Here is a 21,258-nt window from a genome sequence, read left to right on the forward strand (position 1 = left end):
TCACCTGGGAAACCCAGCAGACCGACTACCCGCGCACGCGTCCCGACCTGCCCAATCATGAGCCGCGTGGCTGCCCGCGTGGGGCCAGCTATTCCTGGTACCTGTACAGCGCCAACCGGCTGAAGTATCCATTGGTGCGTGGCGCTTTGCTGCGGATGTGGCGCGAGGCGCGCAAGTCGATGACGCCGGTCGAGGCATGGGCCAGCATTGTCGAGGACCCGATCAAGGCGAAGGACTACAAGTCCCGCCGCGGCATGGGTGGTTTCGCACGTGTGCGCTGGGACGAGGCCAACGAGATCATTGCTGCGTCCAACCTGTACACGACCAAGCAGTACGGCCCGGACCGGGTGATTGGCTTTTCGCCGATCCCGGCGATGTCGATGATTTCCTATGCTGCCGGCGCGCGTTACCTGTCGCTGCTCGGCGGCGCCTGCCTGTCGTTCTACGACTGGTATTGCGACCTGCCGCCGTCAAGCCCTCAGGTCTGGGGCGAGCAGACCGACGTGCCGGAGTCGGCCGACTGGTACAACAGCCGCTACCTGATCGCCTGGGGTTCCAACGTCCCGCAGACGCGTACGCCAGACGCGCACTTTTTCACCGAGGCGCGCTACAACGGCACCAAGACAGTATCGGTGTGCCCGGATTATTCCGAAGTCGCCAAGCTCACCGACCATTGGCTGCATCCCAAGCAGGGCACCGACGCCGCACTGGCGTTCGCCTTCGGCCACGTGATCCTGAAAGAGTTCCACGTCGACAAGCCTTCGCAGTACTTCACCGACTATTGCCGGCAGTATTCGGACATGCCGTTGCTGGTGCGGCTGGAAAAACGCGAAGATGGCCGTCTGGTGCCCGAGCGCTACCTGCGTGCCAGCGATCTTGGCGGACTGGGCGAAGCCAACAACCCCGAATGGAAGACGCTGGCCTTCGACGAAAATACCGGCGGCATCACCATTCCCGGCGGCTCGGTGGGCTTCCGCTGGGGCGAGAAGGGAAAGTGGAACATCGAAGAAAAGGACAGTGCTGGCCGCGAAACCCGCCTGCGCCTGAGCCTGAAGGATTTCGATGAAGGCATCGAAGCGGTCAGCTTCCCGTATTTCGGCGGCATCGAACATGATCACTGGACGCCCTCGAAATTCCAGGACGTACTGGAACGCAACATCCCGGTACGCAAGCTGCAGTTGGCCGATGGCAAGGAGTGGGCGGTCGCAACCGTCTACGACCTGTTGCTGGCGCAGTACGGCGTGGATCGCGGGTTCGGTGGCGACAATGTCGCCGCAAGCTTCGACGACAACGTGCCGGGTACCCCGGCGTGGCAAGAGAAGATCACCGGCGTTCCGCGCCATGACGTGATCGAGATCGCTCGCGAGTTCGCCGATACCGCCGACAAGACACATGGTCGCAGCATGATCATTGTCGGCGCCGGCATGAACCACTGGTTCCATAACGACATGAACTATCGCGGCCTGATCAACATGCTGGTCATGTGCGGTTGCGTGGGTCAGACAGGTGGCGGTTGGGCGCACTATGTCGGCCAGGAAAAACTGCGTCCGCAAACCGGCTGGCTGCCGCTGGCGTTCGGACTGGACTGGAGTCGTCCGCCGCGTCAGATGAATGGCACATCGTATTACTACTTCAACACCGATCAGTGGCGCTACGAGAAGGTCAAGGTCGCGGAGTTGTTGTCGCCGCTGGCCGATCCGAAGAAGTATTCGGGTTCGATTGCCGACCTCAACCTGCGCGCGGTGCGGATGGGCTGGCTGCCGTGCGCGCCGCAGCTTGATCGCAATCCGTTGCAGGTGGCGCGCGACGCCGCCGCATCCGGGCAGTCCGCCCCCGATTACGTGGTCGACAAGCTGAAGTCGGGCGAGCTAGATTTCGCATTCGCCGACCCGGATTCGCCGCAGAATTTCCCGCGTGCGATGTTCGTGTGGCGCTCGAACCTGCTGGGTTCATCGGGCAAGGGCCACGAATACATGATGCGGCACATGCTCGGCACCAAGCATGGTTTGCAGGGCAAGGATCTCGGCGAGATGGGCGAGGTCAAGCCCGAAGAGATCAAGTGGCGTGACGAGGCGCCGGAAGGCAAGCTTGATCTGCTGGTCACGCTCGACTTCCGCATGTGCACCACCGCGCTGTACTCCGACGTGGTGCTGCCCACTGCGACCTGGTACGAAAAAAACGACCTCAATACATCCGACATGCACCCGTTCATCCATCCGCTGACCAAGGCGGTGGATCCGGCATGGGAATCACGCAGCGACTGGGACATCTTCAAGGGCATTGCCCAAGCGGTCAGCGCGATGGCGCCCGGCGTGCTTGGGATCGAGCAGGACATCGTGCTGGTGCCGACCCTGCATGACACGCCCGGCGAACTGGCGATGCCGTTCGACGTGCGCGACTGGAAGAAGGGCGAGTGCGACCCGATTCCCGGCAGGACCATGCCGTCGATCCACGTGGTCGAGCGCGACTATCCAAACCTCTACAAGAAGTTCACCTCACTCGGCCCGTTGCTCGACAAGTTCGGCAACGGCGGCAAGGGCATGAACTGGGATACCCAGGAAGAAATCGACTTCCTCGGCCAGCTAAATCACAGCGTTCGCGAGGAGGGTGTCAGCAAGGGCCGTCCACAGATCGAATCAGCCATTGATGCCTGCGAAGTGGTGCTGCACCTGGCGCCGGAAACCAACGGACATGTCGCAGTCAAGGCGTGGGAGTCGCTCGGTGAGTTCACCGGGCGCGACCACACGCATCTGGCCAAGGGCAAGGAGCACGAGGCGATCCGCTTCCGCGATATCGTCGCGCAGCCGCGCAAGATCATTTCCTCACCGATCTGGTCAGGCCTGGAAGACGATCACGTCAGCTACAACGCCGGCTATACCAACGTCCATGAGTTCATTCCGTGGCGCACCCTGACTGGCCGCCAGCAGTTCTACCAGGATCACGAATGGATGATCGCCTTCGGCGAAGGCTTCATGCAGTACCGCCCGCCGGTCGACACCAAGACCGTCAAGCCCCTGCTCGACAAGCGTGGCAATGGCAACAAGGAGATCGTGCTCAATTGGATCACCCCGCACCAGAAATGGGGTATCCACAGCACCTACAGCGACAACCTGTTGATGCAGACGCTGTCGCGCGGCGGGCCGATCGTGTGGCTCAGCGAGGACGATGCGCGCGCGGCTGACATCGAAGACAACGACTGGATCGAACTGTTCAACGTCAACGGCGCGATTACGGCACGTGCGGTGGTTAGCCAACGGGTGATGCCAGGCATGGCGATGATGTATCACGCCCAGGAACGCATCATCAATATCCCGGGCTCGGAGATCACCGGTACCCGTGGTGGCATCCACAACTCGGTGACACGCGTGTTGCTCAAGCCCACGCACATGATCGGTGGCTACGCACAACTGTCCTATGGGTTCAACTACTACGGTACTTGCGGCACCAACCGCGACGAGTTCGTGATCGTGCGCAAGATGAAGATGATCGACTGGCTTGATGGCGAAGCGCCGGCCAAGACCGCCGAGGAGATTGCGTAATGAAAGTGCGCGCACAGATCGCCATGGTGTTGAACCTGGACAAGTGCATCGGCTGCCATACCTGCTCGATCACTTGCAAGAATGTGTGGACCTCGCGCGAAGGCGTGGAATACGCGTGGTTCAACAACGTCGAGACAAAACCTGGTATTGGTTACCCGAAGGAATGGGAGAATCAGGATAAGTGGAACGGCGGCTGGGTTCGCACCAAGGCAGGCAAGCTGGTGCCGAAAGCCGGTGGCCGCTGGCGGATGCTGGCGAAGATCTTCGCCAACCCGGACCTGCCGCAAATCGACGACTATTACGAGCCGTTCGATTTCGACTACCAGAATCTGCACGATTCGCCAGACGTCAAGCATCAGCCAACTGCAAGGCCGCGCTCGAAGATCACCGGCCAGCGCATGCAGAAGATCCACTGGGGCCCGAACTGGGAGGAGATTCTTGGCACGGAGTTCGCCAAGCGTTCCAAGGACCGCAACTTCGAAGGTATCCAGAAGGAGATCTACGGCGCCTTCGAAAAAACTTTCATGATGTACCTGCCGCGCCTCTGCGAGCACTGCCTGAACCCGGCGTGCGTATCTGCGTGCCCGTCCGGCGCGATCTACAAGCGCGAGGAAGACGGCATCGTGCTGATCGACCAGGACAAGTGCCGCGGCTGGCGCATGTGCGTGTCGGCCTGCCCGTACAAGAAAATTTACTTCAACTGGAAGAGCGGCAAGTCGGAGAAGTGCATCTTCTGCTACCCGCGCATCGAGATGGGCGAGCCGACCATTTGTTCGGAAACCTGCGTCGGTCGCATCCGCTATCTCGGCGTGATGCTGTACGACGCCGACCGTATCCAGGAAGCCGCATCGGTACCAGCCGAGAAGGACCTGTATCAGGCCCACTTGGACATCTTCCTGGATCCGTTCGATCCCAAGGTGATCGAGGCCGCGCGCAAGGAGGGCATTCCTGACAACTGGCTGGAGGCTGCGAAAGAATCGCCGGTATACAAGCTCGCCATCGACTGGAAGCTCGCGCTGCCGTTGCACCCTGAATACCGCACCTTGCCGATGGTCTGGTATGTGCCGCCGTTGTCGCCGATCCAGTCGGCTGCCGAACGTGGCCGGATCGGCATGAACGGGCAGCTGCCGGACGTCGCATCCTTGCGAATTCCGGTGCGTTACCTCGCCAACATGCTGACCGCTGGCGATGAAGCGCCGGTAATCCGCGCACTGGAACGGCTGATGGCGATGCGTGCCTGGCGCCGGGCCAAGAACGTGGACGGCATCGAGGACCTGGAAGTCCTGAAGCAGGCTGGGCTCACCGTCGCCCAGGCCGAAGACATGTACCGCTATCTGGCGATTGCCAACTACGAGGATCGCTTCGTGATCCCGACCGCGCATCGCGAATATGCGGATGATGCGTACGGTGAACGCGGCGGTTGCGGCTTCACTTTCGGCAATGGTTGCAGTGGCGACAGCCCGGCCGACCTGTTCGGCGAGCGCAAGACCACCAGCTATGCAGTTCCGCCGAACCGGCAAGAGAAGCACGAGAAGGTGACGTCATGAGCATGCTCAAACTGATCGGCGTGCTGATGGACTACCCGCAGGATGAACTGTGGGAACACGGCGATGAACTGCAGGCTGCGTTGGCGGAATCCAGCTCCAAACTTTCATCGTCACGTCGGCGTGCGCTGCAAAGCTTCGTGACTGATCTGCTTGCCACTGATGCACTGGAAGCACAGGACACGTGGTTGAGCCTTTTCGATCGTGGTCGCTCGATGAGCCTGCTGCTGTTCGAACATATCCATGGCGAGTCACGCGACCGTGGCCAGGCGATGGTCGACCTGATCGAGGCCTATCGCAAGAACGGGCTCCACTTGTCAGCGAAGGAATTGCCGGACTACTTGCCACTGCTGCTGGAATATCTCTCGCAGCGGCCTGAAGAAGAAGCGCGTGACTGGTTGCACCACGTCAACCATATCGTCGCCCTGCTGGCCGCGCGCGCGGGCGAACGCAAGAGTCCGTATGCGTTGTTGTTCGAGATCCTGGTCGAGTACGCAGAAGGCAAGGTCGAACTCGACTCGCTGCGCCAACGCGTGAGTGATGAGCCACGCGACGATACGCCTGAAGCGATGGATCTGGTGTGGGAAGAAGAGGCGGTGCGCTTCGGTAGCGATGCGCCCGACGACAACTGCAAGCCGACTGGCCGTCCGCTGCCGGGTACGCAAGCTGTTCGTGATGCCGCCGTCCGTGAAGCAGTCATGCCCGAGGTGCAGCCATGAGTGAGTCATTCAATCTTTTCGCGTTCCAGGTGTATCCCTACATCGCGCTGGCGGTGCTATTCATCGGCAGCTGGGCGCGCTATGACCGGGCCATGTATACCTGGCGCACCGGCTCCAGCCAGATGCTCTCCAGTCGCGGCATGCGGATCGGCAGCAACATGTTCCATCTCGGGATCCTGGCGATCCTCGGCGGTCATTTGGTGGGATTGCTGACACCACATTCGGTTTATGAGCATGTAATCACTGCGCCACAGAAACAATTGTTGGCAATGGTCGCCGGCGGGATCTTTGGTGCCGTGTGCCTGGTGGGATTGGTGATCCTGCTGGTGCGCCGCCTGTTCAATCCGCGTGTTCGCGCAACCGGCACCACTGGAGACACGGTGGTATTGGTGCTGCTGCTCGCGCAGTTGCTGCTGGGCATGTATACCATCGTGCTGTCCACCCAGCACATGGATGGCAGCGTGATGATTCTGCTCGGCGAATGGGCGCAGCACATCGTCACTTTCCGCGGTGGTGCGGCCGACTTCATCACCGATGTGCATTGGGTCTACAAGGCGCATGTGCTACTGGGCATGACCCTGATCCTGGTCGCGCCGTTCACGCGCCTGGTGCATATCTGGAGTATCCCGGTGAGCTACCTGTGGCGGCCATACCAGGTCGTGCGTCGCCGCCAGGCTACGTTGCGCTACGGTCCCAGGAACTGACTGATGACTGTCACGACCAAGACGCCACGGGCACTCCCGATCACCATCATCGATTCGTCCAATTCAATGGCCGACGATGTCCACGACCATCATGGCAACGAAGCCGATGGCCCTCGCAGCCTGGGTCGACCGGCGCCCTGCGCACTGTATGTGGGCGACACTGCGATCAGCGAAGCGCAGATCGCGCAGGAGATGCAGCACCATCGCGCGATGAAGCCGGAACGCTCGCGCGCGGATGCCGCACGTGCGCTGGTGGTGCGCGAATTGCTGCGCCGTGAGATCGAGCGGCTGGGCCTGGCGGAAACCGCAGCCCCGATCGGGCGTGAGTCCGATGAAGAGGCCGCGATCCGCACATTGCTGGAAACCCAGCTGGAACCACGTGTACCCACCGCGGATGACTGCATGCGCTATTACCAGCAAAACGAGGCACGCTTCCATTCGCCCAACCGTATCCGCGTGCGCCACATCCTGTGCGCCGCCGCAGTGGATGACGTCGATGGCCGGGTCAAGATGCGCTTGCAGGCTGAAGCAATGATCGCCCAGATCAAGGTCGATCCAATGGCATTCACCGAGCTTGCCATGCGTCATTCCGATTGCCCGTCCAAGGACCAGGGCGGTGACCTTGGCTGGCTGGAACATGGCCAGGCCACCCCTGAGTTCGACCGCCAGGTGTTCCGCCTGCGCGCCGGACTTGCGGCCTTCCCGGTGGAATCGCGCTGGGGCTACCACGTGGTCCTGGTTGACGAAATCGCAGGAGGCGAGGCGCAGGCATTCGAGGACGTGCGCGAGCGCATTTCCGATTACCTGGAGTTGCAGGTGCAGCAGCGCGAGGTCCAGCATTTCCTGCAGGAACTGCAGGAACGCTATGACGTACGCGGGTTGGATGCGATCGAAGCCGAGGCAGGCTGACCGGCGTCGCGCCTCGCGTGGACTTCCCACCAAGCTCCAATCTCCAATTTCAGTGGATTGACTGCCATGCAGGACACCATCATCGTCACTACGGCCCAGCAACAACGGGCCATGTGGCTCAGCACGTTCGCCTTCACCGTGTGCTTTGCGGTGTGGACGATCTTTTCGATCATCGGCATCCAGATCAAAAAGGACCTCGGGCTCAGTGAAACTGCTTTCGGCCTGCTGATCGCCACGCCGATCCTGACCGGCTCGCTGACCCGGTTATTCCTGGGAATCTGGGCCGACCAGTTCGGTGGCCGCCTGGTGCTGACCCTGGTGATGTTGTGCGCAGCCGTGGCGACCTGGATGCTGACCTGGGCTCACAGTTACCCGCAATTCATGCTCGGCGCACTGTTCGTCGGCATTGCCGGCGGGTCGTTTTCGGTTGGCGTGGCCTATGTGTCGAAGTGGTTCCCCGCCAACCGCCAGGGCACGGCGCTTGGGATCTTTGGAGCCGGCAACGTTGGCGCCGCGGTCACCAAGCTGCTTGCACCAATGGTCATGGTGGCGGCGGGCTGGATGATGGTGGCGAAGGTGTGGGCGATCGCCATTGCCGTGGTCGCGATCCTGTTCTACCTGTTCAGCCAGGACGATCCGTCGCTGGCGGAGCGCCGCAAGACCGGCGCGAAGCCGATGTCGTTCCACGAGCAGATGGCGCCGCTCAGGAACATTCAGGTCTGGCGCTTTGCGCTGTATTACTTCTTCGTATTCGGCGGGTTCGTTGCGCTTGCGTTGTGGCTACCGCACTTCCTGACCGGCGCCTATGGGCTGGACATCAGGACCGCCGGCCTGTTCGCCGCCGCGTACTCAATCCCGGCCAGCCTGTTCCGCATCGTAGGCGGCTGGCTGTCAGACAAGGTCGGCGCACGCACGGTGATGTACTGGACGTTCGGCGTCTCGGCGCTGTGCACGTTCGTGCTCAGCTACCCGGACACGCATTACATCGTGAAGGGCATCCATGGCGACATCCACCTGCATCTGGCGATCGGGCTGATCCCGTTCACGGTGCTGGTGTTCGTGCTTGGCTTCTTCATGTCGCTGGGCAAGGCCGCCGTCTACAAGCACATCCCTGTGTATTACCCGAACCACGTCGGCTCAGTGGGTGGCGTGGTCGGCATGATCGGCGGACTCGGTGGTTTCATCATGCCGATCGCGTTTGGTGTGATGAACGACCTGACCGGTGTGTGGACCAGCTGCTTCATGCTGCTGTTCCTGGTGGTGGCCGCGGCGCTGGCCTGGATGCACTTCGCGATCCGGCGCATGGAGCGCGCGAACTTCCCGCAGATCGGCAACGTGACCGATCTGCCGGAAATCATCAACGCCGCGAAAGTGGATCAGGCCTTGGCTGGGGCAGGCCGCTGAGACGGGACGTGCGCGCCATGCAAAGGCCGGCGGCCATCGCCGACCTGCACCTGGCTTGATCCGCATCAGGGCGCGGAAGTGATCGGGCGGCGACGCTACGCCCTCCGCCTGGACCGAGCTGATGGCCGACCACGACTTGCGCGGCTTCCTCGACCGGCTGGAACGCGGCGGTCGCCTGCAGCGGATTCGGACGTCAGTCGACCCGGAGCTCGAATCGACTTCGCTATGCCTGCGCGCCTTGAAGTCGGGCGGTCCGGCACTACTGATGGAACAACCTGTCGGATCCCGGCATGCGTTGCTGGGCAACCTGTTCGGCCACCGCGACCGAATCGAGGCCGCACTCGCCGGGCGGCCAATCGCCAGCCTGCGCGAATTGGGCGAACTGCTGGCCGCGATCAAGGAACCTCGCTGGCCGTCCAGCCTGAAGCAGGCGCTGTCGACCTGGCCCGAGCTTGCGCAACTTGCGCACGTGGCACCGCAGCGAGTACGCGAAGCCGCATTCGAACATGAAACATGGGTCGGCGATGACATCGATCTCGCGCGCCTGCCAATACAGCGCTGCTGGCCTGGCGATGTTGCCAAGCTCATCACCCTGGGACTGGTGATCACCCGCGGCACCCGCAAGCCGCGGCAAAATGTCGCCATCTACCGGATGCAGGTGATCGGACCCAACCGCGTGATCATGCGTTGGTTGCCGCATCGCGGCGGCGCGCTGGATTACGCCGACTGGAAAGCCGACCATTCGGACAAGCCCTTCCCGGTGCTGGTGGCGATAGGCGCCGATCCGGCGACCACCCTGGCCGCGGTCGCGCCAGTGCCGGATACCTTGTCCGAGTACGAATTCGCCGGTTTGTTGCGTGGCCAGCGCACCCGCATCTGGCACAGCACGCGCACTGGCCTGGATGCGCCGGCGGGCGCGGAAATGCTGATCGAAGGCGTGATCCATCCGGGCGATGAGGCGCTGGAAGGCCCGTTCGGCGACCACACCGGCTATTACAACGCGCAGGCGATGTTCCCGGTGCTGACCATCGAGCGCATGTACCTGCGCCAGGATGCGATCTACCAAGGCAGCTACATGGGCCGCGCACCGTTCGACGAACCCTCGGTGCTCGCGCTGGCGTTGAACGAGATCTTCGTGCCGATCCTGCGCAAGGTGTTTCCGGAAATCGTCGACTTCTACCTGCCGCCGGAAGCGTGTTCGTACCGCATCGCGGTGGTCTCGATCCGCAAGCAATACGTCGGCCATGCACGGCGGATGATGATGGGCGTGTGGTCCTACCTGCGCCAGTTCACGTACACCAAGTTCGTGATCATCGTGGATGAGGACATCGACGTGCGCGACTGGTCGCAGGTGATCTGGGCGATGTCGACTCGGGTCGATCCGGCGCGCGACACCATGCTGGTCGAGAACACCCCGATCGATTATCTCGATTTCGCCAGCCCGACACCGGGTATTGGCTCGAAACTCGGCATCGATGCGACCAACAAATGGCCCGGCGAAACCAGCCGCAGCTGGAGCAAGCCGATCAGCCTGGATGCCGGCGTAGAAAAACGCGTCGATGCATTGTGGAAGCAGGTGGTGGCGGACGCCGCCGGCAAGGCGACGTCGCGCTAGGCGGTTATTCCGCCGGGGCGGTATCCGCCTGCCAGGTGGCGTCCTCGAACATGCGCGGGTACAGCGCCACTGCTTCGCGCATCGATGCGACCGGCGAGGTGTCGGCCGGGTTCGCCTTGATCGCGGCCGCACCGCTCATCAACGCTGCCAGCACGCCATGCAGGGCAGCGTCGGGCTCAGGTGTGAGCTTGCAGTTGGCGAACATGAAGTTGGCTGCATCCTGCACTTGCTGCGCGGCGGCAGTGGTCTGGGTGGCATCGAGATGGCCGCGTTCAGCATGCCCAAGCGCATCTACCGCGCGATGCATGCGTCGCATGCCGTCGCGCAGGGGCGCATCGCTGGGCCACGGAGTGGCCGGCGGGGTGGGGAGCGCTGCCGCCGTGGCATGGTCGGCGTGCTCGTCGTCCGCTGCGTGTTCGACAGCATCCTCGTGCATGGGCTGTGCGGCCGCGTCGTGGCCGCTTTCGGTAGCGGCCGGCGTGGCATTCGCGTGCGTCTCAGCCAGGACATCGGCGTGCTCGGCTTGGCTGCAACCACCAGTGATCGCAGCGATGGCCAATGCGAGCAGCGACAGGCGGAGGGGAGACAGACTGATGCGAGTGGAATTGGACATGCATACCTCGTGCGGGAATGCCCGCGTCTGATGAACGTCCATGCTATGCGCAGGTGATGCGGTTCGACCTGATCCAGATCAACGACGCGCGCGATGCCGGCGTCGACCATGCCCTGATTGATCCTGACAACGTCGTCGCAGCCTGGAGCGAGCATGCAACTGGTATGTCCCGCCGGCAACCTGCCGGCCCTGAAGGCGGCGGTCGAGGCCGGTGCAAACGCCGTGTATGCGGGTTTCCGCGACCAGACCAATGCGCGTGCCTTCCCCGGCCTGAACTTCAATGACGATGAACTCAAGGCCGGCATCGCGTTCGCGCATGCACGCGGTGCCAAGGTCTACCTGGCATTGAACACCTATCCGGACAGCGTGCACCTGCCGCAGTGGCATGCAGCGGTGGATCGCGCTGCAGAATTTGGCTGCGATGCCATTATCGTTGCCGAAATGGCGGTGCTCGATTACGCCGCGCGTACCTATCCGACGCTGCCACGGCATCTGTCGGTACAGGGTTCGGCCACTACAGAGCCGGCGCTGCGCTATGCGTACGAGCGGTTCGGGATTGCCCGCGCGGTGTTGCCGAGGGTCCTATCGATCCAGCAGGTCGAGCGCCTGTGCGAACGTGCGCCGATTCCGCTGGAAGTGTTCGCATTCGGCAGCCTGTGCATCATGGTCGAAGGACGCTGCCAGCTGTCGAGCTATGTCACCGGTGCCTCGCCGAACCGGCATGGCGTGTGTTCACCAGCGAAGTTCGTGCGTTGGGATGAGCACGATGATGGCCGCCGCAGCGTCCGTCTCAACGATGTGCTGATCGACAAATTCGAGCCGGCCGAACCGGCCGGCTATCCCACCGTGTGCAAGGGTCGCTTCGATGTCGGTGGCGAGATCTTCCATGCGCTGGAGGAGCCGACCAGCCTCAACACTATCGAACTGATTCCGCGGCTGGCACAAGCCGGCGTGGCAGCGCTGAAGATCGAGGGCCGACAACGCGGGATTGCCTACGTGGGCGCTGTGACCAAGACCTGGCGCGCAGCGCTGGACCGCTACCGCGATCACCCGGATGGATGGGCACCTGACGCGGAAGGGCAACGCACGCTCTCGGCGCAGTCCGAAGGCCACCAGACCACCTTGGGTCCCTATCACCGTGCCTGGCATTGATGCGATGAAACTCAGCCTCGGACCCCTGCAATATTTCTGGCCGCGCGAGCGCACCCTGGCGTTCTACCGCGAGGCCATGGATTGGCCGGTGGACACGATTTACCTCGGCGAAACCGTGTGCAGCAAGCGCCGCGAGATCGGCACCCGCGAGTGGATCGAGCTTGCCGATCAGATCGCCGAAACCGGCAAGGACGTGGTGCTGTCCAGCTTGTCCTTGATCGAGGCTGAATCCGAACTCGGCGTGCTGGCACGACTGGTTGCCCACGGTCGTTTCTGGATCGAAGCCAACGATCTGTCCGCGGTGCAGTTGTGCCGCAGCGCGGGACTGCCGTTCGTGGCCGGGCCGACCTTGAACATCTACAACCAGCGTGCACTGGCAATGTTGGTCGAGGATGGCCTGCGGCGCTGGGTGCCCGGTGTCGAACAGGGTCATACGCTGATTTCAGAATTGCGCGATGCACTGGTCGAAGAAGGCGGTGTAATGCCCGAGCTCGAGGTGATCGCCTGGGGCCGGTTGCCACTGGCGTTTTCGGCGCGCTGCTTCACTGCGCGTGCGCTGGACGTGCCCAAGGATCAATGCGGGTTCCGCTGCATCGATTATCCCGACGGCATGCCGCTGGCCACCCGCGAAGGCAGGCCGTTCCTGCGCATCAACGGCATCCAGGTACAGGGCGAAGAAGTGACCGACCTCGCACCCGAATGGGAGGAGCTGTGCACGCTCGGCGTCGACATGCTGCGCCTGTATCCGCAGATCGAGGGCATGCAGGAAGTGGTTGCACGATTCGACACGCTACGTCGCACCCACGAGATCCCTGCGCGGCTCGGTGCCCGCAACGGCTACTGGTATGGCGAGGCTGGGATGCGCATGGGTGAAACGTCGGCCTGAGCGCACGTCATCCATTCGTGTAAGCCGGTCCGGCGATCCCAGTCCAGTATCAGGTTGATACCATCACGCCGCGGTCGTTGCAGCGGATGATGACGTGATCACCTCGTCGGTGCGCCAGTGCGCACCAATGCTGGCCTGGCGTCGGTAGGCGCAAGCGAGAATCGACTGCCCCAGGCGCGCTTGCCAGCCGCGTCCTGCGAGTGGTGCAAGGGTTTCGCTGGCCTCGCGCAAGCCCTTCGCCGTGCGGATTGGACCAGCCGCATGGCCCATCGCGTCGCGCAGCAGTTGCATGGCTTCATGGTCCAGGCATGGTCCGCACATGACCAGTTCCAGCGCGGCCACTGCATCATTGCTCGCATGCGACGAAGCAGCAGGTTGCTTGCCCAGGTACGCGCCCAGACGACGCCCGAACACCACGCACTCCAACAGCGAATTGCTGGCCAGCCGGTTGGCGCCGTGGACGCCGCTGCAGGCGATCTCGCCCGCGGCATGTAGCCCGGGAATGCTGGTGCGGCCGATGTCGTCGGTCTGCAATCCGCCCATGTGAAAATGCGCCGCCGTGGTGACCGGAATCGGCATCCAGCGTGGATCGATGCCGTGCTGGAGACAAGCCGCCAGTACCGTCGGGAACATGCGCGGCCAGTCGATTGCCAGCCCGCTTGCATCCAGGGTGACCGCGCCGGTTTCGCGCCGCGCTTGCCAGACACGACGAGCCACGATGTCGCGCGGTGCCAGGTCGCCCAGTGGGTGTGCATCGGCCATCACCAGCCGGCCTGTGCCATCGCGCAGGCGCGCGCCTGCACCGCGCAAGGCCTCGGTGACCAGCGGCAGCGAGCCTGCGCCAACGTCCAGCGCGGTTGGATGGAACTGCACGAATTCCAGGTCACGCGATGCTGCACCCGCGGCAAGCGCCAGCGCCAAGCCGGCGCCATTGGCGCCCGGCGGGTTAGTGGTGGAAGGGAATAATGCGCCGATGCCACCCGTCGCCAGCACTACATCCGATCCGAGCAGCGTCTGGCTGCTTCCGCCGTTGTCCACGTGCACGCCAGCGATGCGCCCGCCGCGTCGTATCAGGCCATCGACCTCGACATCGCTGCGCCATTCGATATGCGTGGCCGCGGCGACGGCAGCGGCCAGCATAGTGGTGACGCGCAGCCCGGTGGCATCGCCGCCGGCATGCACGATACGCGCAACCCCGTGGCCACCTTCGCGACCAAGTTGCAGGTTGCCGTCTCCATCATTGTCGAATGCCACACCCTGCGCTTGCAGCCAGTGGATGCTGGCCGGCGCGATTGTGGCCAACAGTTGCACGCAGTGTGAGTCGTTGTGCCCTGCGCCGGCGCGCATGGTGTCCGCGACATGGGCTTCGATGGTATCTGCGTTGTCCATTGCCGCCGCGATGCCGCCCTGCGCAAGCATGCTCGCGCTGCCCACTCCATCCCGGCGGCGGCTAAGCAGCAGCACCGGCCTGGGCGCCGCAGCCAGCGCCGTGCATAACCCGGCAATACCGCTACCAACCACGATGATCGGCCAATCACGCACCATCAGATGCGTTCGCGACGGCCTACCGCCAGCATCCGTTCGAGCGCTGCGCGTGCGCGCACCGACACATCGTGTGCGACCACGACTTCATGTTTGAGGTCGCGCAGGCAGGCATGGATATTCGGCAAGGTGATCCGCTTCATGTGCGGACACAGGTTGCAGGGTTTGATGAATTCGACATTCGGGAACTGGTTGCGCAGGTTGTCGGCCATCGAGCACTCGGTAATCATCGCCACCCGTCGCGGTTGTTCCTTTTCCAGCCACTTGCCCATCGCCGATGTTGATCCGACGAAATCGGCCTCTGCCAGCACCTCTGGCGCACACTCCGGGTGCGCGACGATCTTTGCATCGAAACGCTCGCGGGTATGCCTCGCTTCCATTGCGGTGAACTTTTCGTGCACCTCGCACTGGCCGTGCCACAGCACAAGTTCGACCTGGGTCTGGGTTGCCACCCAACTGCCGAGGTAGCGATCCGGCAGGAAGATGACCTTGTCCACGCCCATTGCCTCGACCATCTGTACGGCATTGGCCGAGGTGCAGCAGGCATCGGATTCAGCCTTCACTTCGGCCGAGGTGTTGACGTAGCTGACCACCGGCACGCCCGGGTGGCGTTCGCGCAATGCCCGCACGTCCGCGGCGGTGATCGAAGACGCCAGTGAACAGCCCGCCTCCAGATCCGGGATCAGCACGGTCTTGTCCGGCGCCAGGATCTTGGCGCTCTCGGCCATGAAGTGCACGCCGCACAGCACGATCAGATCGCTGTCGCAGTCGGCCGCCGCTTGTGCCAATGCCAGCGAGTCGCCGGTGATATCGGCCACGCCGTGGAAGATCTCCGGCGACTGGTAGCTGTGCGCCATGATCACCGCGCCGCGCTGCTGCTTCAGCTGCCGGATCGCATCGATCCATGGCAGGTGCAGCGGCACCTCCAGGCATGGCAAGAGCTGTGCCAGCGTGTCTGCCAGCGTGGCGTATTCCTGTTCAAGGCCGGAGCGCCATCGTGGCGATGCCGGCAGGGAAGAGTCGGTCATGGTTTGTCGCAAGGTTTGGGTCATGCCTCGCCGCGATGCGCAGCGCGGGCTGCACGCGCCAGTCGAGCGCCGCGGTTCAGGCCAATGCGCAGGCCCAGCGGAACAGATTCCCACGGGAGGCGTTCCAGCAGGTTGCGCACTGTCAGGCCGAGCTCGGTATCTCCGGTCAGCATCAGGCGACGCTGGAAGAACAAGGTGTCGGCATCTTCCAGGCGACTGGCCAGCAACAGCAGGTCGGTGGTGGTGCCGCGCACGCTGGCTTCGGCAGGTTCATTGCAGACCACCAGCCGGTTGTCCCTGCACTCGATTACCCAGCGCAGGTCGAGATCGGTGACTTCGATGCCCAGTCGTCGTCCTTGCATGAATTCAAACTCGCCTTCTGCCAGCGGCGCAGCCAGCACCCGTGCCATCGCCCGTTCCAGCAACTGCCCACGCAGGTGCTCGGGCACCAGCCGCAACAATGGCGCCAGCCGGGCGGGCGGCGGCAGGCAGCGCAGCAACCATTGGCTGCCCGCAGTGGGTGATGTCGATGTCGAAGCGTGTGATGTACTCATGTTGAGCGTGAGCATGCCGCGTTGGACGGGCGGCTGTCGTTGATCCAGGTCATCCGCAAGCCCCTGCTGCCGGCAGGCATCGGCGATGGCAAGATCGATCAGCCGCTGCGCGGTGGCGTCCGAGAGGCCCAGGCGACGTGCCAGTCTTCTTGCCCGCGCATGCACCTGCGCTTCGCGAGTGTGGTCGCGCGCGGCTTGGCCAGTCGTGTGCTTGAGCCTGGCTGCGCGTCGTACCAGCGCACCACGACCCGCAAGCAGGGCCAGCAACGCATCGTCGACAGCATCGATCGCATGGCGCACGCCAGCTAATGCCGGTGCCGGGTGGTGGGGCATTGGCGCCATCACGTGGCGACCGATCCGGGTCGATGCAGCTTCCAGATTGCGTGCAACATCCCAAGGAGCGTGCCCAACCATGCCGCCAGGGCAATTGCGAGGAACACCCCCGGCACCCAGTTCAGGAAGTCGAACTCCAGAGCTCTCAACATGGCATGGGTAGCTGCGGCGTACATGCCTAAGGGGAACACCGCGCCCCAATACAGTGGGTCGTAGCGCAGCGGGAAACGACGATAGAAGTGACGCCAGATTCCCAGTACCAGCAGCATCGGGATCCACCAGGTTCCGGTGGCCCAATAGAAAACGGTGAAGCCCTTGATGAAGGGTTGCAGCGACAGCAGGAACGGCGCGTGTTCGACGTTGACGATCAGCAGCGAACCGGCGAGGGTGGAAATCGCCATCGCGCCCATGTTGATCCAGTACGGCGGCGACAGGTCACCGGGTTCGAAGGTGAAGAAGGTATAGCGGTAGAAGATCAGCGACATCATCCATATGTAGAGCATCCCGCCCCACAGCCACATCGACAGCGCGAAGAAATTCAGCTCAAGTTTCCAAGGCTGGCCGATGCGTGCGGCCAGCAACGCACCCAGCACGGCAATTGATTGGGTAGCAACAACCGCCAGCAACCAACCGCCATTGATGCCGTTCTCCAGGCGCGGCTTGCTGCGCTTGACCGTGAAAATGGTGAAGATGGTGTAGGTCAGGACAATCCACAACGTGATCGCCAGCCACCACAGCCCCAGTGCCAGGTTCAGGTTCTCGCCCAGCAGCAGGCATTGGCTTCCGAGCACGCTGGTGGCGGCCACGCTGGTGAAATAGCCGGGTGCGCGGAGGTGGTCGACGATGTCATCCAGCATCGCCTTGCGGTGCCACAGCAGGCGCAGCCCGAACAGAGCCCATACCACCACATAGAACACCCAGTTGATCGCGTACAACGCCCGCGCAAGCGATTCGAAACCCAGCCGGTAAGCCGCGATGGAAATGATGCCGGTCGACATCACCATCGCGAAATACGCGGGTGACAGGCCTGCCAGTCCGGGTAGCCGCAGCGACAGGCGTGTCATCGGCGATGCAGCATTGGGCGCGGAAGGCATGGGCGTCCTGTTGTCGGATGCACCGGATGTCGATCAGATCGGCAGTGTGACTTTGCCCATGTGCCCCAGCAGCAGGAACAGCGACACCATCACCGCGTTCAAGGCCCAGGCTACGGTAAGCCAGCGCGCCAAGTAGCCCCAGAACTCATTGCGGACGTTCAGCGCATCCACCCAGATCGTGTGCATGATCCAGGCCGTGTAGACCAGGAAGCCGGCAAGCATCATTCCCACGATCGGTGAACTGACCTCGCGGTAGAAGTACAGGATCGCGCCGAACAGGACTTGGCTGGCAAGCACGCCGTACAGCCAGAACGCCACCCACAGCTGGGTGCGGCCACGCGGTTCGATGGGCAGCGGCGGTGCGGTCATGGCGAACTCCATTGCGGGAATCTGACTTTGTCGGTGACGCCAGCGGCGCCGCCGGGATGACGATGGCGCATGCGCGGCATCATTGCCGCTCCAGCTGGATCAGGTCGCCGTGGCGATCGATGGCAAGGAATTCGCCGATGCGGCCGCCCTTGATCGCTTCCACCATCAGCTGCATCGGTTGCACCGCCTCGTCACTGTTCGGCGGATGGCCACCGCGGCCGGACATCGCCGCCACGAACAGGATGTCCCAGTCGATGCCGGTCAGGCGCGATTCCTCGGCTAGTGTGGCGAAGTCGCGGATCTCCTCGGGTGCCTTGTCCACGCACAACGCCGGTGCCAGCGCGCCACCTTCGCCGCGTTCGAAGCGTGCGATTTCCTCGGTGGTGGCATCGCGCGGCAATTCCGCGCTGGCGAACACCAGCAGCAGGCGTTGCGGCTCCGGCTGGGAGCGTGCGGCTTGCAGCAGGCTGGAAAAATCATGCAGCGACATGGCGTGCGGCCTCTTGAAGATGGATGGCATGGCAACCCACGCCGATCTCCATCATCCGGATTCTTGCGCGGAAGGGCGAGGTCGGCATTGATCCAGATCACATTGGCGTGCCGTAGGTTGCATGCCGCATCGCAGCAACGATGCGAGGTTCCTGGCCGTATAGTCGCCCGTTGCAGTCCTGCAGCGTGTTCCGTGTCAGCCGCCCGCGTCCTGAGGTACCGTCGGAACCGGGCCGGCTACGCGTACCTTCCGCAGTCGACGGATGATCCAGTGGGCCCCTGCCAACGAAAGCGCGGGCGCTGCCACCGCAGCAAAAAATGCCGGCAGTGACACCGGGATGAAGCCGAACCATTGGGCCGGCGCCGATAGGAGGGTCAGGCAGGCCAGCAGGGCGAGTACGGCGACCAGGGTGATCCAGAACGCGACATTGGTGGGCCCCGCGATGCCGCTGCGCGAAGGCGCAAGGTGCCATTGCACCAGCGCGATATTGCAGACCACCAGCGCTGTGAACGCCAGCGCCGCGGTCTGCGGTGGTGCCAATGCCGCGCGCGACGCAATCATGTACACCAGCAGCACCAGTGCGAATGCCGATGCGCCGAGCAGCAAGCTCGCCGCGATCATTCTCAGGTCAAGCAACGGGGTGCTTGCCGGCCGCGGCGGGCGGCGCATCAGGTCCGGTTCTGCTGGCTCGCGCTCGAACACGATCGAGCAGGCAGGATCGATGACCATCTCGAGGAACACCACGTGCAGTGGCAGCAGGATCAGCGGTGTCCCAAGCAACAGCGGCAGCAGCGCCAGGCCGGCGATCGGTACGTGCACCGCGACGATATACCGGGTTGCGCGCTGGAGATTGGCGAAGATCGTGCGCCCCATCCGGATTGCGCGCACGACCGACGCGAAGTCGTCGTCGAGCAGCACGATGGATGCCGCCTCGCGTGCGACGTCGGTGCCACGTCCACCCATCGCCACGCCGACATGGGCGGCCATCAGCGCCGGTGCGTCATTGACACCATCGCCAGTCATGGCCACCACCTCGCCCGCGTCTCGCAACGCCTGCACCAGGCGCAGCTTGTGCTCGGGGCGCACCCGCGCGAATACGTCAGTGCGCGCAAGCAGTGCACGCAGCGCATCTGCATCCAGTTGCTCGAGCGCTGCACCGAGCGTCACTTCGGGGTGATCGGATATCCCGGCGGCTATTGCTATGGCACGTGCGGTTTCGATGTGGTCGCCGGTCATCAGCACCACGCGCACACCGGCCGCGTGAGCCTCGGCGACCGCCGCCGGAACTTCCGCACGCAGCGGATCGGCGAAACCCAGCAGTCCCCGCCAGGTGAACGCTTCATTTTCCAGGCTGTCAGGCGCATCCGCATTCGTGGTGTGCGCATCGGCCACCGCAAGCACGCGCAGTCCTTCCGCAGCCATCGAAGCGGCATCTGCCAGAACTCGACTGCGGTCTTCGTCTGCCAGCCCGCACAAGGCCGCGACCGCTTCCGGTGCGCCCTTGCAGGCAAGCAGGAGGCCGGGCTGATGCTTTCGGCGCCAGGCAGTCGCGTAGGCCGGCAGGGCCGGCGTCACCGGATAGTGTTTCAAGTGTTCCCAGTCGGCGGCGGTGGACTCCGGCAGGCTCGCCGATGCCACGGCATGCACTGCGCGGTCCATCGGGTCGAAGCCATTCGCATCGCTGGCCAGCGCCGCACACCGAAGCAGCGACAAGCTGTCGCCATCCAGCTCCTGGTCGGGCGTGTGTGGCATCCCGCCGCCAGTCAGCAGCTGCGTCAGCGCCATCCGGTTTTCGGTGAGCGTGCCGGTCTTGTCGGTGCACAGCACCGTCACCGATCCAAGCGCCTCGATCGCCGGCGGACGTCGCACCAGCACGCGCAGCCGCGCCATCCGCCAGGCACCCAGCGCCAGGAACACCGTGAGCACGACCGGGAACTCCTCCGGAATAGTGGCCATCGCCAGGGTGATGCCGGCCAGCAGCGCATCCAGCCAGCCACCGCGAAGCGTGAGATACAACCCAAACACCAATACGCAAGAAGCGATGCTGGCTGCCGTGAACCACAGCACCAGGCGCCGGATCTCGTGCTGCAGCGGCGTGGCCTCCCTGTTCAGCGCGCCGAGGCTGGCACCAATGCGGCCCATCTCGGTGCCGGATCCGGTCGCGGTCACTTCGGCCATGGCCTGGCCGCGCACCACTAGCGTCCCGGCGTGGATGCGCGCGGCTGCGTCGTCAGCACCAGGCGCGCGTGCCACCGGAACGGATTCCCCGGTCAGCAGCGATTCGTCGACGTGCAGGTCGCTGCTATCCAGCAGCTTCGCGTCCGCCGGCACCCGATCCCCTTCGGCCACCTGCACCACGTCGCCGACCACCAACGAGGTGGCAGGTACGCGTTGCAGCGCGCCGTCGCGCCACGCGGACGCCCACGGACTGCTGAGATCACGCAGCGCCTGCAGGGCATGTTCGGCGCGCACCTCCTGGTAGAGCGTCAATCCAACCACCAGCAGCACGGAGAGTCCCAGCGCTGCGGCATCGCGCGGTTCGCCCACACTCAGGTACAACACGCTGGCGGCGATGAGCAGCAGCAGCATCGGCTCGCGCAGCACGCTGGCCAGGATCCGTGGCCAGTGCCGCTGGTCCGGCTGCGGCTGTGCGTTGGGCCCGTCACGCGTCAGCCGTTGTGCGGCTTCCGATGCAGACAGGCCGCTCATGGTGAGAGACTTTTGATTGGCAATCGATTGACGGTCATGGCGTGCATGCGGAGC

17 protein-coding genes are annotated in these 21,258 nt (G+C 63.6%); 9 read left to right on the forward strand and 8 right to left on the reverse strand.

Annotated elements, in window-relative coordinates; all coding sequences use genetic code 11:
* The 7 genes from PSV05_RS06345 to PSV05_RS06375 form a co-directional block, all read left to right on the forward strand.
* On the forward strand, nt 1–3,539 hold a 3,539-nt coding region (locus tag PSV05_RS06345), incomplete at its 5' end, for a nitrate reductase subunit alpha (RefSeq protein WP_300063210.1).
* On the forward strand, nt 3,539–5,086 hold the full coding sequence (gene narH, locus PSV05_RS06350; RefSeq protein ID WP_300063213.1) for a nitrate reductase subunit beta: 1,548 nt from the start codon (nt 3,539–3,541) through the stop codon (nt 5,084–5,086). The genes PSV05_RS06345 and narH, both read left to right, overlap by 1 nt.
* Nucleotides 5,083–5,802 carry a nitrate reductase molybdenum cofactor assembly chaperone gene (gene narJ / locus PSV05_RS06355; RefSeq protein WP_300063216.1) on the forward strand — a complete coding sequence of 240 codons (720 nt, stop codon included), beginning with the start codon at nt 5,083–5,085 and terminating at the stop codon, nt 5,800–5,802. The genes narH and narJ overlap by 4 nt, the downstream gene beginning before the upstream one ends.
* The gene (gene narI, locus PSV05_RS06360) at nt 5,799–6,506 is read left to right on the forward strand and encodes a respiratory nitrate reductase subunit gamma (protein WP_300063219.1); all 708 of its coding nucleotides are present in this window, start codon (nt 5,799–5,801) and stop codon (nt 6,504–6,506) included. Before narJ ends, narI begins: the two co-directional genes overlap by 4 nt.
* 3 nt (nt 6,507–6,509) lie before the next feature.
* Nucleotides 6,510–7,415, forward strand: coding sequence for a peptidylprolyl isomerase (locus PSV05_RS06365; RefSeq protein ID WP_300063222.1), 906 nt, complete (start codon nt 6,510–6,512; stop codon nt 7,413–7,415).
* 66 nt (nt 7,416–7,481) lie between these two features.
* Nucleotides 7,482–8,819 (forward strand): nitrate/nitrite transporter, encoded by a 1,338-nt coding sequence (locus tag PSV05_RS06370; RefSeq protein WP_300063224.1) that lies wholly within the window; start codon nt 7,482–7,484, stop codon nt 8,817–8,819.
* A 121-nt stretch (nt 8,820–8,940) separates the two neighbouring features.
* A complete protein-coding gene (locus PSV05_RS06375; protein WP_300063227.1) occupies nt 8,941–10,434 on the forward strand; it encodes a UbiD family decarboxylase in 1,494 nt (497 codons plus the stop codon).
* A gap of 4 nt (nt 10,435–10,438) precedes the next feature.
* Here the strand turns inward: PSV05_RS06375 and PSV05_RS06380 are convergent, their stop codons facing one another.
* Entirely contained in the window at nt 10,439–11,047 is a 609-nt protein-coding gene (locus tag PSV05_RS06380) for a DnrO protein (RefSeq protein ID WP_300063229.1), read from the reverse strand.
* A 153-nt stretch (nt 11,048–11,200) separates the two neighbouring features.
* On the opposite strand from PSV05_RS06380, the gene PSV05_RS06385 reads away from it, so the two are divergent.
* The gene (locus PSV05_RS06385; RefSeq protein ID WP_300063232.1) at nt 11,201–12,199 is read left to right on the forward strand and encodes a peptidase U32 family protein; all 999 of its coding nucleotides are present in this window, start codon (nt 11,201–11,203) and stop codon (nt 12,197–12,199) included.
* Nucleotides 12,200–12,203: 4 nt separating this feature from the next.
* Nucleotides 12,204–13,085 carry a U32 family peptidase gene (locus PSV05_RS06390; protein ID WP_300063235.1) on the forward strand — a complete coding sequence of 294 codons (882 nt, stop codon included), beginning with the start codon at nt 12,204–12,206 and terminating at the stop codon, nt 13,083–13,085.
* 63 nt (nt 13,086–13,148) lie between these two features.
* Here the strand turns inward: PSV05_RS06390 and PSV05_RS06395 are convergent, their stop codons facing one another.
* The 7 genes from PSV05_RS06395 to PSV05_RS06425 all read right to left on the reverse strand — a co-directional run bounded on the left by PSV05_RS06395 (nt 13,149) and on the right by PSV05_RS06425 (nt 21,204).
* The gene (locus PSV05_RS06395; protein ID WP_300063238.1) at nt 13,149–14,630 is read right to left on the reverse strand and encodes an FAD-binding protein; all 1,482 of its coding nucleotides are present in this window, start codon (nt 14,628–14,630) and stop codon (nt 13,149–13,151) included.
* A complete protein-coding gene (gene nadA / locus PSV05_RS06400) occupies nt 14,630–15,655 on the reverse strand; it encodes a quinolinate synthase NadA (RefSeq protein ID WP_300063241.1) in 1,026 nt (341 codons plus the stop codon). The genes PSV05_RS06395 and nadA overlap by 1 nt, the downstream gene beginning before the upstream one ends.
* A gap of 20 nt (nt 15,656–15,675) precedes the next feature.
* Nucleotides 15,676–16,542, reverse strand: a complete 867-nt coding sequence (locus PSV05_RS06405; RefSeq protein ID WP_300063244.1) for a chorismate mutase — start codon at nt 16,540–16,542, stop codon at nt 15,676–15,678.
* A gap of 8 nt (nt 16,543–16,550) precedes the next feature.
* Entirely contained in the window at nt 16,551–17,636 is a 1,086-nt protein-coding gene (locus PSV05_RS06410; RefSeq protein WP_300063247.1) for a tellurite resistance/C4-dicarboxylate transporter family protein, read from the reverse strand.
* A gap of 33 nt (nt 17,637–17,669) precedes the next feature.
* Entirely contained in the window at nt 17,670–18,005 is a 336-nt protein-coding gene (locus tag PSV05_RS06415; RefSeq protein WP_300063249.1) for a hypothetical protein, read from the reverse strand.
* A gap of 79 nt (nt 18,006–18,084) precedes the next feature.
* On the reverse strand, nt 18,085–18,495 hold the full coding sequence (locus PSV05_RS06420) for a ribonucleotide reductase subunit alpha (protein WP_300063252.1): 411 nt from the start codon (nt 18,493–18,495) through the stop codon (nt 18,085–18,087).
* 195 nt (nt 18,496–18,690) lie between these two features.
* A complete protein-coding gene (locus PSV05_RS06425; RefSeq protein WP_300063255.1) occupies nt 18,691–21,204 on the reverse strand; it encodes an HAD-IC family P-type ATPase in 2,514 nt (837 codons plus the stop codon).
* Nucleotides 21,205–21,258 lie beyond the last annotated feature (54 nt).

The organism is Thermomonas sp. (genome assembly GCF_029945965.1).
GTDB lineage: Bacteria > Pseudomonadota > Gammaproteobacteria > Xanthomonadales > Xanthomonadaceae > Thermomonas.